Origin of the sequence: Enterobacter asburiae, from assembly GCF_024599655.1 — a bacterium.
In the GTDB taxonomy this organism is placed as follows: domain Bacteria; phylum Pseudomonadota; class Gammaproteobacteria; order Enterobacterales; family Enterobacteriaceae; genus Enterobacter; species Enterobacter asburiae_D.
Map to the genome: position 1 here is coordinate 3,854,686 of NZ_CP102247.1, position 11,635 is coordinate 3,866,320.

Annotated in this window: 13 protein-coding genes; 4 read left to right on the forward strand and 9 right to left on the reverse strand. The window is 55.1% G+C overall.

Going from position 1 to position 11,635, the window contains the following annotated elements:
• Window positions 1–21: 21 nt before the first annotated feature.
• The gene (ribD, locus tag NQ230_RS18410) at window positions 22–1,125 is read right to left on the reverse strand and encodes a bifunctional diaminohydroxyphosphoribosylaminopyrimidine deaminase/5-amino-6-(5-phosphoribosylamino)uracil reductase RibD (protein WP_257258557.1); all 1,104 of its coding nucleotides are present in this window, start codon (window positions 1,123–1,125) and stop codon (window positions 22–24) included.
• 4 nt (window positions 1,126–1,129) lie between these two features.
• Window positions 1,130–1,579 carry a transcriptional regulator NrdR gene (nrdR, locus tag NQ230_RS18415; RefSeq protein WP_008503337.1) on the reverse strand — a complete coding sequence of 150 codons (450 nt, stop codon included), beginning with the start codon at window positions 1,577–1,579 and terminating at the stop codon, window positions 1,130–1,132.
• A 152-nt stretch (window positions 1,580–1,731) separates the two neighbouring features.
• On the opposite strand from nrdR, the gene NQ230_RS18420 reads away from it, so the two are divergent.
• Both NQ230_RS18420 and NQ230_RS18425 read left to right on the forward strand, forming a co-directional pair.
• Window positions 1,732–2,271: a SadB/YajI family lipoprotein gene (locus NQ230_RS18420; RefSeq protein WP_159513554.1), complete on the forward strand. Its 540-nt coding sequence runs from the start codon at window positions 1,732–1,734 to the stop codon at window positions 2,269–2,271.
• Between the two features lie 267 nt (window positions 2,272–2,538).
• On the forward strand, window positions 2,539–3,417 hold the full coding sequence (locus NQ230_RS18425; RefSeq protein ID WP_121425666.1) for a nucleoside-specific channel-forming protein Tsx: 879 nt from the start codon (window positions 2,539–2,541) through the stop codon (window positions 3,415–3,417).
• 110 nt (window positions 3,418–3,527) lie between these two features.
• Here the strand turns inward: NQ230_RS18425 and NQ230_RS18430 are convergent, their stop codons facing one another.
• The 7 genes from NQ230_RS18430 to queA all read right to left on the reverse strand — a co-directional run bounded on the left by NQ230_RS18430 (window position 3,528) and on the right by queA (window position 10,194).
• A complete protein-coding gene (locus tag NQ230_RS18430) occupies window positions 3,528–4,208 on the reverse strand; it encodes a helix-turn-helix transcriptional regulator (RefSeq protein WP_039263922.1) in 681 nt (226 codons plus the stop codon).
• Between the two features lie 14 nt (window positions 4,209–4,222).
• Window positions 4,223–4,588, reverse strand: coding sequence for a VOC family protein (locus tag NQ230_RS18435; protein ID WP_033144761.1), 366 nt, complete (start codon window positions 4,586–4,588; stop codon window positions 4,223–4,225).
• Between the two features lie 142 nt (window positions 4,589–4,730).
• Complete coding sequence (gene secF / locus NQ230_RS18440) at window positions 4,731–5,702, reverse strand: protein translocase subunit SecF (protein ID WP_114977918.1); 972 nt, start codon at window positions 5,700–5,702, stop codon at window positions 4,731–4,733.
• A 10-nt stretch (window positions 5,703–5,712) separates the two neighbouring features.
• The gene (gene secD / locus NQ230_RS18445; RefSeq protein ID WP_072250572.1) at window positions 5,713–7,560 is read right to left on the reverse strand and encodes a protein translocase subunit SecD; all 1,848 of its coding nucleotides are present in this window, start codon (window positions 7,558–7,560) and stop codon (window positions 5,713–5,715) included.
• Between the two features lie 27 nt (window positions 7,561–7,587).
• Window positions 7,588–7,920 (reverse strand): preprotein translocase subunit YajC, encoded by a 333-nt coding sequence (gene yajC / locus NQ230_RS18450; RefSeq protein ID WP_003859109.1) that lies wholly within the window; start codon window positions 7,918–7,920, stop codon window positions 7,588–7,590.
• A gap of 22 nt (window positions 7,921–7,942) precedes the next feature.
• Window positions 7,943–9,070 (reverse strand): tRNA guanosine(34) transglycosylase Tgt, encoded by a 1,128-nt coding sequence (tgt, locus tag NQ230_RS18455; protein ID WP_003859110.1) that lies wholly within the window; start codon window positions 9,068–9,070, stop codon window positions 7,943–7,945.
• A 53-nt stretch (window positions 9,071–9,123) separates the two neighbouring features.
• A complete protein-coding gene (gene queA, locus NQ230_RS18460; protein WP_032646148.1) occupies window positions 9,124–10,194 on the reverse strand; it encodes a tRNA preQ1(34) S-adenosylmethionine ribosyltransferase-isomerase QueA in 1,071 nt (356 codons plus the stop codon).
• 91 nt (window positions 10,195–10,285) lie between these two features.
• Here queA and acpH point away from each other — a divergent pair, with 91 nt between their 5' ends.
• Window positions 10,286–10,867: an ACP phosphodiesterase gene (gene acpH / locus NQ230_RS18465; RefSeq protein WP_257258564.1), complete on the forward strand. Its 582-nt coding sequence runs from the start codon at window positions 10,286–10,288 to the stop codon at window positions 10,865–10,867.
• A gap of 127 nt (window positions 10,868–10,994) precedes the next feature.
• Window positions 10,995–11,597 carry a peroxiredoxin gene (locus tag NQ230_RS18470; protein ID WP_014168840.1) on the forward strand — a complete coding sequence of 201 codons (603 nt, stop codon included), beginning with the start codon at window positions 10,995–10,997 and terminating at the stop codon, window positions 11,595–11,597.
• The last annotated feature ends 38 nt before the right edge of the window (window positions 11,598–11,635 follow it).

The window sequence follows — 11,635 nt, forward strand, 5'->3', positions numbered from 1 at the left end:
GCTTCCCTATTTCAGGAGCAATTACGCTGTCGTTAAGTGGAGGCAGACATCCGGACCCACCGGACGAATCTCGCTGAATTTGAGTTGTGGTGCGTCGACCAGTTTTTCAAGGCCAGGCAGCACAAACAGGCCGCGCGCATCGTGCCCTAACAGTTTAGGCGCAACGTAAACAATCAGTTCATCCACCAGCCCGGCCTGTAAGAGCGCACCGGCGAGCGTTGGCCCGGCTTCGACCCAGATGCTGTTCACCTGCTGCTTGCCGAGCAGCATCATCAGCACCACCAGATCCAGATGACCGTTATGCTCCGGCACCATAATGCTGCGCACGCCTTCCGGCCATTCACGCGTATCTTCTTTGGTGCGGGCAATCCAGGTTTCACCGGGCTGCTGGACGATGCGGTGCTCCGGCGTCACCCGGTTGTGGCTATCAATGACAATACGCAGCGGCTGACGCAGGTTTTCCTGCGGGTAAAGCGCCTGGGTATCGGCATTCAATTCGTCCCAGCGCACGGTCATGGCCGGGTCGTCAGCCAGAACGGTTTCACTGCTGGTGAGGATAGCATGGCTTTGCGCGCGCAGACGTTGCACATCGCGCCTTGCCTGCGGCGAGGTTACCCACTGGCTTTCGCCGTTTGCCATCGCCGTACGACCGTCCAGCGAGGCACCCAGCTTGAGCTGAATATACGGGAACCCCGTGCGCATGCGCTTCAGAAAGCCTTTGTTGATCGCTTCCGCGTCCTGCATCATCAGCCCATGGCTGACGTCAATGCCTTCCTGCTGCAGGCGGTACAGACCGCGTCCGGCCACCTGCGGATTCGGGTCCTGCATCGACGCGACCACGCGTGAAACGCCTGCTGCAATCAGCGCTTCGCAGCACGGCGGCGTCCGCCCGTGATGGCTGCAGGGCTCCAGCGTGACGTAGGCTGTGGCACCGCACGCCTTCTCACCGGCCATGCGCAGCGCATGAACCTCGGCATGCGGCTCGCCGGCACGATAGTGAAACCCCTCCCCCACGATCTCGCCATCTTTAACAATAACGCACCCGACGTTCGGGTTGGGATGGGTGGTAAAACGACCGCGCTGCGCCAGCTTCATGGCTCTCGCCATGTAAATCTCATCCTGCATGAGCTTAATCCTGTAAGCGGGCGATCTCTTCGCCAAACTCTTTGATGTCTTCGAAACTGCGGTAGACCGAGGCGAAGCGGATATAGGCGACCTTATCGAGCTTTTTCAGCTGCTCCATCACCAGGTTGCCGATCATTTTGCTCGGCACTTCACGCTCGCCCAAACCACGAAGGTAAGATTTTATGTGGTTTAACGCCATCTCAACGTCGTCCGCACTGACGGGACGTTTCTCGAGGGCCTTCAGCATCCCGCTGCGGAGTTTCTCTTCGTTAAACGGCTCGCGCACGTCGTTACTTTTTACCACGCGCGGCATTACCAGCTCTGCAACCTCAAAGGTCGTGAAACGCTCGTTGCACACCAGACACTGCCGACGACGGCGTACGGATGACCCTTCGCCCACAAGACGAGAGTCGATGACTTTGGTATCCACAGCGGAGCAGAATGGGCAATGCATACGGTATCCCTGTTATCCGGTTAACTGATTTTCATTTTACCCTGATCTGGCCTGACAACAAAGGAAGAGCTTTTTGAGACAAAGGATCTATGTCTGACACGACGATGCTGGCTACCATTAGGACGATCCGTTATTTCAAGGAAATAAACGCAATGACAAGACGTTACCTGAAAATTTTGCTGGTGGGGAGCCTCTTCACCCTTAGCGCCTGTGCACAGCAAACCGAAGTCCGTCAGATGAAACAGAGCGTGAATACGCTCAATACGGCGATGGACAAACTGAACAAAGAAACGGTGAAGATCACCCAGCAAAACGCGCTGAATGCCAAATCCAGCAGCGGGGTTTATCTCCTGCCGGGAGCGAATACGCCTGCGCGGCTCAATAGCCAGATTGGCACGTTAAAGATGTCTCTGGTGAACGTGGCGGCGAATGCAGATGGTACTCGCGCAACATTACGCATTCAGGGCGAGTCCAACGATCCGCTGCCAGCCTTCAGCGGCACCGTCGAATGGGGACAGATCCAGGGCACCACGGAGAGCTATCAGGAGGTGAATGTTAACAGTCAGCTGTTCACCGCACCGGCCAGCGTGCTGGCTCCAAGCGATGTTGACATTCCGCTGCAGCTTAACGGACTCACTCCGGAGCAGTTAGGTTTTATCCGAATTCACGATATCCAGCCCGCCGCGCAGTAACCCCCCTTTTAGCGGAGTGCAATGTCACTCCGCTAACATTTACATTTCGTATGGATTGGCAACATAAATGATTGCCGCTACAATCCCGGCCGTTTAAAGTACGCAAACGTGAACGCAATCGATTACGCATGTGAGAGATATGTGAAACAACACATATTTTTGTGAGCAAGGATTCCTATAATAGGCTCCGCAGAAACACGAAATATTTTGATACGCAAATCGCGCATTTTTCACTCCCGGAAGGGAATTTCAATCAGTGGCATGATTATGAAAAAAACATTACTCGCAGCTGGCGCTGTACTGGCACTCTCCTCTTCTTTCACTGTTAACGCAGCGGAAAACGATAAACCACAATACCTCTCCGACTGGTGGCACCAGAGCGTTAACGTGGTCGGCAGCTACCACACCCGTTTCGGACCTCAGATCCGCAACGATACCTACCTGGAGTACGAAGCATTCGCCAAGAAAGACTGGTTTGATTTCTATGGCTATATGGATGCCCCGGTCTTCTTTGGTGGTAACTCTCAGGCAAAAGGTATCTGGAACCACGGTTCTCCTCTGTTCATGGAGATCGAGCCGCGCTTCTCCATCGACAAGCTGACCGGTACCGACCTGAGCTTCGGTCCGTTCAAAGAGTGGTACTTCGCGAACAACTATATCTACGACATGGGCCGCAACGAGTCCGGTCGTCAGAGCACCTGGTATATGGGTCTGGGTACGGACATCGACACTGGCCTGCCAATGAGCCTGTCCATGAACGTCTATGCTAAATACCAGTGGCAGAACTATGGTGCCGAAAACCAGAATGAGTGGGATGGCTATCGTTTCAAAGTGAAATACTTTGTGCCAATCACTCAGCTGTGGGGCGGTAACCTGAGCTACATCGGCTTCACCAACTTCGACTGGGGTTCAGATCTGGGCGATAAGAGCGGTTACGCTGAAAACGGCATCAAGCAGCGCACCAACAATTCCATCGCTTCCAGCCACATTCTGGCGTTGAACTACGATCACTGGCACTACTCTGTCGTGGCACGTTACTGGCACAACGGCGGCCAGTGGAACGACGACGCGAAACTGGTGTGGATGAACGAAAACGTCCGCTCTACTGGCTGGGGTGGTTACCTGGTTGTGGGTTATAACTTCTAACCTTGTGGTTGATGCCGGGTGGCGGCTACGCCTTACCCGGCCTACAAAACCTGTAGGCCCGTGCAAGCGCAGCGAGGCCGGGCAAAAAAGTCAGCTCAAGAGCTGGCTTTTTACTGCTTAACCTTCCGCAAAAAATCTGCCAGAGACCTGTCCGCACTCTCGCTAAACCGCCTCTCCGTCTGCACAATATTGAGGCACCGGTCGAGCCGGAAACAGCGATAGTCATCACGCCGTTCGCACCACGCCGCCAGCAGCCAGCGCTCCCCCCAAAAGAACAGCCCCAGCGGCTGAACCTCACGCTTTGAGAGTTGCCCGGCTTCATCACGGTAATGCAGCGCCAGTACTCGCTGGGCGGAAATCGCCTGATGGATCCTGTCAAAATCGCTGCGGGAGTGGCTTTGCATGCAAAAATCCGGGGCGTAGATCCGCGTCTGCTCCGCCTTTCGACGACTCTCCTCGGGCAGGATAGCCAGCACCTTCTCCTGAGCCGACTCCAGCTCGCGCGATAGCGATTCCCCTCCCCAGGTTTTGAGCAGGCGAATCGCGACGATCAGCGCCTCTGACTCCTTATTTGTCAGCATCAGCGGCGGCAGGTCAAAACCCGACATTAGCCGATATCCGCTCCCCGCCTCACCTTCCACCGGCACGCCGGAAAGCGACAGGTCGCGGATATCGCGGTAGACCGTGCGCTCGGACACGCCAAGCCGGTCCGCCAGATGCGCTGCCGTTGTCAGACGCCTGCCCCGCAGGATCTGCACAATCTGAAACAAACGGTCAGCGCGTCGGGTCATATCTTATTCCGCTCTCAGGCAGGTTGATGGAGGCCGACGCGGTTACCCTCGCTGTCGGTAAACAATGCGATCGTGCCAATGCCATGCGGCAGTTCCAGCGGGCCAAACACGCACTCGCCGCCCGCAGAGGCGATGCGATCGAGCGTGGCCGCCAGATTGTCAGTATGCAGGTAAATAATAGCGCCCTGCAAAGACGGTGTAACGCCGTCAAATTTTGCCAGCGCCCCGCCGGTATACGGATCCTCATGCGGGAAAACGGCCAGCTCCGCGCAGTCCATTTTCTCGCGACGCAGCGCGAGCTGCATCACTGGCTCATAAAATTTGATAGCGCGATCCATATCCGCGACCGGAATTTCAAACCAGTTAATGACGCTTTTCATACATCCTCCTGACTGTTGTTTGGGTTCAGAAGGAGTCTACGACAGGGCTCCTGACAGCATACTGTCAGGAGTGTTTGTCAGGAGCAGATAAAAAAAATCCCGGTCAACCGACCGGGATTTCGATAACGCGCTAAACGTCGCCTTACGGCAGAATGGACGGCTGATCCGCCCCTTCTTTCTCGACTTTCTGCTGGAGCAGGTGCTCGCGCTTCATGCCGAGTTTCAGTGCCAGTGCGGACGCGACGTAGATAGAAGACGCCGTACCGATGGTGACACCAATCAGCATGGTCAGCGAGAAGCCTTCCAGTACCGGGCCACCGAAGAGATAGAGCATCAGGATAACCATTAAGGTCGTTCCGGATGTGATCAATGTACGGTGCAGCGTCTGGGTCAACGACACGTTAAAGATTTCATACGGCGTACCGCGACGGATCTTACGGAAGTTTTCACGAATACGGTCAGATACCACGATACTGTCGTTCAGTGAGTAACCGATAACGGACATCAGGGATGCCACAATCGTCAGGTCAATCTCAATGTGGAACAGCGACAGTACGCCCATGGTGATCACCACGTCGTGCGCAAGAGCGATAACCACACCTGCCGCCAGGCGCCACTCGAAGCGGAAGCCAACGTAGATCAGGATGGAGATCAGCGCCACCATCAGCGCCATCGCACCGGTTTGCGCCAGATCCGCGCCCACACTCGGGCCGACGAACTCAATACGCTTCACCGCCGCATTCTGGCTGGTCGATTCGTTGATGACGTTCAGAACCTTGCTACCCAGCTCCTGGCTGCCGTTGGCATCGTGTACCGGAGGCATACGCACCATGATGTCGCGGCTGCTGCCGAAGTTTTGCAGCAGCGGCTCTTCAAAGCCCGCTTTCTGCAGCGATTCGCGCATCTGGTCCATATCGATCGGTTTTTCCAGGGAGATTTCAATTACCGTACCACCGGTAAAATCGAGACCCCAGTTAAAGCCTTTCACGCCCATAATGACGATGGACAGAATCAGCAGAAAACCTGAAATGCCGAAGGCCCAGTAGTCCCAGCGCATAAAGTCCCAGACTTTACGGCCGTGGTTTAATTGTTCAACAGTATATTCCTGTGCCACAACGCACTCCTCAGATAGACAGCTTTTTGACGCGCTTGCCGCCGTACAGCAGGTTCACGATGGCACGGGTGCCGACAATAGCGGTAAACATCGACGTTGCAACACCGATACCGGTTGTAATCGCAAAGCCTTTGATCGCGCCAGTACCCACTGCATACAGGATAAGAACCTTAATCAGTGTTGTTACGTTCGCATCGAAGATGGAGCTGAACGCTCCTTTGTAGCCTTCTTCAATCGCCTGTTGCACAGAGCGACCGTTGCTCAACTCTTCTTTGATACGTTCGTTTATCAGTACGTTGGCGTCGACCGCCACCGCAAGAGTCAGAACGATACCCGCAATACCCGGCATGGTCAGCGTCGCGCCCGGCAGCAGGGACATGATGCCGATGATCAGCACCAGGTTAGCCAGCAGAGCGGACGTCGCAATCAGACCAAACTTCTTATAGAAGAAGATCATGAAGAGGATGGAGACAACCAGACCGGCCAGACACGCTTCCAGACCCTGCTGGATGTTTTGCATACCCAGAGTAGGACCAATGGTACGTTCTTCAACAATCTGAATTGGCGCAATCAGCGCACCGGCACGCAGCAGCAGAGAGAGCTGACGCGCTTCGTTCGGGTTGTTAATACCGGTAATACGGAAGCTGTTACCCAGACGAGACTGGATATTGGCGATGTTAATCACCTCTTCCTCTTTCACCAGTACCGCACGACCGTTTGCATCTTTCTTACCGCTGTCTTTGTACTCCACGAACAGGGTCGCCATCGGTTTGCCGATGTTGTCCTTGGTGAAGTTAGACATAATGTTACCACCCGCGCTATCGAGCGAGATGTTAACCTGCGGCTGGTTGTATTCGTCCTGGCTGGAAGTGGAGTCGGTGATATGGTCACCGGTCAGGATCACACGTTTGTACAGCACAACCGGCTGACCTTCGCGGGTCTGTTTCACTTCGGAGTCACCCGGAATACGGCCTGCGGCAGCAGCGGACTGATCGACATTAGAGTTAACCAGACGGAATTCCAGAGTCGCGGTTGCACCCAGAATCTCTTTCGCACGTGCGGTATCCTGGATACCCGGCAGTTCTACCACGATACGGTCAGCACCCTGACGCTGTACCAGCGGCTCAGCCACGCCCAGCTGGTTTACACGGTTACGCAGAATGTTGATGTTCTGCTGAACGGCGTATTCACGCGCTTCGCTCAGACGTGCATCCGTCATTACCGCACGCAGCTGGTTGCTGCCCTGAGAGGTAATCACCAGATCGCGGTGACGCTGAGACAGGTAAGTTACAGCCTGGTCGCGTGCCGCGCTGTCGCGGAACGTGATGCTCAAGCCGTAGTTATCTTCTTTACGCACGGTGGTATAGGCGATGCCTTTCTCACGCAGATCGCTGCGCAGGCTGTCGATATTCTGTTCCTGCAGCTTGCCGAGCGCGGTATCCATATCCACTTCCATCAGGAAGTGAACGCCGCCACGCAGGTCAAGACCCAGTTTCATTGGCTCTGCATTCAGAGCAGCCAGCCAACGCGGAGTTGCAGGAGCAAGGTTAAGCGCCACGACGTATTTATCACCCAGCACGCCCATCAGCGCTTCGCGAGCGCGGAGCTGCGTGTCGGTGGTGTCGAAGCGAGCAAGAATAGCGCCCTCTTCCAGTGCCACAGACTTAGCGGTAATTTTTTCTTCTTGTAACGTTTTCTGGACCTGGATCAGCGTTTGCTCACTGGCGGCGACACCGCGCGCGCCAGTGATTTGAACGGCCGGATCCTCACCATACAGGTTGGGAAGCGCGTACAGCAGGCCGACGATAATCACGACGACCAGCATGATGTACTTCCACAAAGGATAACGGTTTAACACGGCAGTTCCCTTTGGGAAAAGTTGGGATTACAGCGCCTTCATGGTGCCTTTCGGCAGAACGGCAGCTACGAAGTCACGTTTGATAACCACTTCAGTGGTGTCATTCAGGGCGATAGCAATGTAGCCGTTTTCAGCCACTTTGGTTACGCGACCCACCAGACCACCGTTAGTCAGCACTTCATCGCCTTTCGCGATGGAGTTCATCAGGTTTTTGTGCTCTTTGGTGCGCTTCTGCTGTGGACGCAGAATCATGAAGTAGAAGATCAGACCGAACACAACCAGCATCAGAATCAGAGACATCGGGCTGCCCTGCGCTGGAGCACCTGTTGCCGCTACCGCATCAGAAATAAAAAAGCTCATTCAAATTCCCTCATTATTAAAATTAATCAACGTTCAAAGGTGGGACATCCCGGCCCTGACGTTGGTAGAAATCGGTCACGAAGCTCTCTAATTTACCCTCTTCGATAGCCTTACGTAAACCAGCCATTAAGCGCTGATAATAACGAAGATTATGAATGGTATTGAGACGCGCGCCCAAAATCTCGTTGCAACGATCGAGATGATGCAGATACGCGCGAGAATAATTGCGACAGGTATAGCAATCGCACTCGGAATCGAGCGGGCTGGTGTCACTCTTATGCTTCGCGTTACGGATTTTCACCACGCCATCGGTAACGAACAAATGGCCGTTACGCGCGTTGCGGGTTGGCATGACGCAGTCGAACATATCAATGCCGCGGCGTACGCCTTCAACCAGATCTTCTGGTTTACCCACGCCCATCAGGTATCGTGGTTTATCCGCAGGGATTTGCGGGCAAACATGCTCCAGAATGCGGTGCATGTCTTCCTTCGGCTCACCCACAGCCAAACCGCCGACAGCGTAGCCATCAAAACCTATCTCTACCAGACCTTTAACAGAGATATCGCGTAAATCTTCGTAAACGCTGCCCTGGATAATGCCGAACAGCGCATTTTTGTTCTGCAGGGAGTCAAAACGGTCACGGCTACGCTTCGCCCAGCGCAGGGACATCTCCATAGAGCGTTTTGCGTAGTCCCAGTCCGCCGGGTACGGCGTACATTCGTCGAAGATCATCACGATGTCAGAGCCGAGGTCGTACTGGATCTCCATCGATTTTTCGGGATCGAGGAAAATCGGATCGCCGTTGATCGGGTTACGGAAGTGTACGCCCTGCTCGGTGATCTTGCGGATATCGCCCAGGCTGAAGACCTGGAAGCCGCCGGAGTCGGTCAGGATGGGGCCTTTCCACTGCATGAAATCGTGCAGGTCACCGTGGAGCTTCATGATCTCCTGACCCGGACGCAGCCACAGGTGGAAGGTGTTGCCGAGGATAATCTGTGCGCCAGTGGCTTCGACTTCTTCCGGCGTCATCCCTTTTACGGTGCCGTACGTGCCCACAGGCATAAACGCGGGGGTTTCCACCACGCCGCGATCAAACACCAGGCGACCGCGACGCGCGCGACCGTCGGTGGTATCGAGTTCAAATTTCATTTTTTCTCCGACGTCAGAAAAACAGTCCAACGTTGTAAAACGGTGCCGCGGACTTATTCCCCGACACGCTCATTCAAAGCCAGCGGATTGTACGTGATAAACATCGCGTCCCCGTAGCTAAAAAAGCGATATTTTTGTTCTACCGCAGACTTGTAGGCGTTCATCGTATGCTGATAACCGGCAAACGCGGAAACCAGCATAATCAGCGTTGATTCAGGCAGATGGAAGTTGGTCACCAGCGCGTCAATCACTTTGTACTGATAGCCCGGGTAGATAAAGATCTGCGTATCGCCAAAGAACGGCTCGATAAGATCGTTTTTCGCCGCCTGCGCGGCGCTCTCGAGTGAGCGCACGGACGTCGTACCGACCGCCACGACGCGGCTACCGCGCGCTTTCGCCGCCAGTACCGCGTCCACCACATCCTGAGGCACTTCAGCATACTCAGAGTGCATGATGTGATCTTCAATGCTGTCCACGCGCACCGGCTGGAAGGTCCCCGCGCCGACGTGCAGCGTCACGAACGCCATCTCCACGCCCTTCGCACGCAGTTTTTCCAGCAGCGGCTCATCAAAATGCAGGCCCGCGGTCGGCGCAGCGACGGCGCCAGGCTTCTGGCTGTAGACGGTCTGATACAGCTCGCGGTCGGCCTCTTCGTCCGGACGCTCAATATACGGGGGCAGCGGCATGTGGCCGATGGCGTTCAGGATATCGAGCACCGTGCGCTCGTCGTCGAACGCCACCTCAAACAGCGCGTCGTGGCGCGCGGTCATGGTCGCTTTGATGCTCTCGTCATCGCCCAGCAGCAGTTCAGCGCCCGGCTTCGGCGCCTTAGAAGCGCGAATATGTGCCAGAATACGTTTATCATCGAGCATACGTTCGACCAGCACTTCAATCTTGCCGCCGCTGGCTTTACGACCGAACAGGCGCGCCGGGATCACGCGGGTATTGTTAAAGACCAGCAGATCGCCAGGGTTGAGCTTGTCGAGCAAATCGGTGAAAGTACCGTGCGTCAGCTCGCCCGTTGGCCCATCCAGTGACAGTAAGCGACAGCTGCTGCGCTCAGGCATGGGATAGTGAGCAATCAGGGATTCAGGTAGTTCAAAGGAGAAATCGGCGACGCGCATGACGTATACTCGTGACTTAAAAACAGGCGGCATAGTCTAGTGCTCACACCCTTTTGCTGCAACAACTAGCCGCCCCGGACAAATAAAACGCATGAATTTTCTCGCTCACCTGCATCTCGCTCACCTCGCTGACAGCTCCCTGTCCGGCAATTTGCTGGCCGATTTCGTACGCGGCAACCCCGCTGAGGACTATTCCCCTGAGGTTGTCGACGGCATTTTCATGCACCGCCGCATCGACGTGCTGACGGATAAGCTGCCGGAAGTGACGGAAGCCAAAGCGTGGTTTCGCCCTGAAACGCGCCGCGTTGCGCCGATCACGCTCGACGTGATGTGGGACCACTTTCTGTCGCGCCACTGGGAACAGCTGTCGCCGGAGATGCCCTTGCCGGATTTTGTGCGCTATGCCCGCCAGCAGGTGTCGATCATTCTGCCCGACTCGCCGCCGCGCTTTGTGAACCTGAATAACTATCTGTGGTCAGAACGCTGGCTGGAGCGCTATCGCGAGATGGACTTCATCCAGAACGTGTTGAACGGGATGGCAAGCCGTCGCCCGCGGCTGGATGCGCTGCGCGACTCCTGGTATGACCTGGATGAACATTACGACGCGCTGGAGGCCCGATTCTGGCAATTCTATCCACGCATGATGGCGCAGGCGAAAAACAAACAGCTGTAACAGAATTCGCATTGATAGGTAAAAGCTGGCGGAACGATTGTCACCACCTCTTTGTCTTATCCCTGAACACTCTCTATACTGGCTCGCGTTGCGTTCCAAATAACCTTAGTATCTACAGGAGAATCATATGGTTCTGGTAACTCGTCCGGCTCCGGATTTTACAGCTGCAGCAGTTCTGGGCAACGGTGAAATCGTTGAAAACTTCAACTTCAAACAGCACACCAACGGTAAAGCGACCGTTCTGTTCTTCTGGCCAATGGACTTCACTTTCGTTTGCCCGTCTGAGCTGATCGCATTCGACAAACGTTATGAAGAATTCCAGAAGCGTGGCGTAGAAGTTGTTGGCGTCTCCTTCGACTCTGAATTTGTACACAACGCATGGCGTAACACCCCTGTCGACAAAGGCGGCATCGGTGCGGTGAAATACGCAATGGTTGCGGACATCAAACGCGAAATCCAGCAGGCTTACGGTATCGAACATCCGGACGCTGGCGTTGCGCTGCGTGGTTCCTTCCTGATCGACGCAAACGGCATCGTTCGTCACCAGGTTGTGAACGATCTGCCGCTGGGTCGTAACATCGACGAAATGCTGCGCATGGTCGACGCGCTGCAGTTCCACGAAGAGCACGGCGAAGTGTGCCCGGCTCAGTGGGAAAAAGGTAAAGAAGGCATGAACGCGTCTCCAGACGGCGTGGCGAAATACCTGTCTGAGAACGTATCCAGCCTGTAATCGGCACGGTTTACGAAAAAGGCCCGCTTATGCGGGCC

What these genes read in the sequence shown, in the direction of transcription:
- ribD (WP_257258557.1), bottom strand. Translation starts at nt 1,125, where the DNA reads ATGCAGGATGAGATTTACATGGCGAGAGCCATGAAGCTGGCGCAGCGC.
- nrdR (WP_008503337.1), bottom strand. Translation starts at nt 1,579, where the DNA reads ATGCATTGCCCATTCTGCTCCGCTGTGGATACCAAAGTCATCGACTCT.
- NQ230_RS18420 (WP_159513554.1), top strand. Translation starts at nt 1,732, where the DNA reads ATGACAAGACGTTACCTGAAAATTTTGCTGGTGGGGAGCCTCTTCACC.
- NQ230_RS18425 (WP_121425666.1), top strand. Translation starts at nt 2,539, where the DNA reads ATGAAAAAAACATTACTCGCAGCTGGCGCTGTACTGGCACTCTCCTCT.
- NQ230_RS18430 (WP_039263922.1), bottom strand. Translation starts at nt 4,208, where the DNA reads ATGACCCGACGCGCTGACCGTTTGTTTCAGATTGTGCAGATCCTGCGG.
- NQ230_RS18435 (WP_033144761.1), bottom strand. Translation starts at nt 4,588, where the DNA reads ATGAAAAGCGTCATTAACTGGTTTGAAATTCCGGTCGCGGATATGGAT.
- yajC (WP_003859109.1), bottom strand. Translation starts at nt 7,920, where the DNA reads ATGAGCTTTTTTATTTCTGATGCGGTAGCGGCAACAGGTGCTCCAGCG.
- tgt (WP_003859110.1), bottom strand. Translation starts at nt 9,070, where the DNA reads ATGAAATTTGAACTCGATACCACCGACGGTCGCGCGCGTCGCGGTCGC.
- queA (WP_032646148.1), bottom strand. Translation starts at nt 10,194, where the DNA reads ATGCGCGTCGCCGATTTCTCCTTTGAACTACCTGAATCCCTGATTGCT.
- acpH (WP_257258564.1), top strand. Translation starts at nt 10,286, where the DNA reads ATGAATTTTCTCGCTCACCTGCATCTCGCTCACCTCGCTGACAGCTCC.
- NQ230_RS18470 (WP_014168840.1), top strand. Translation starts at nt 10,995, where the DNA reads ATGGTTCTGGTAACTCGTCCGGCTCCGGATTTTACAGCTGCAGCAGTT.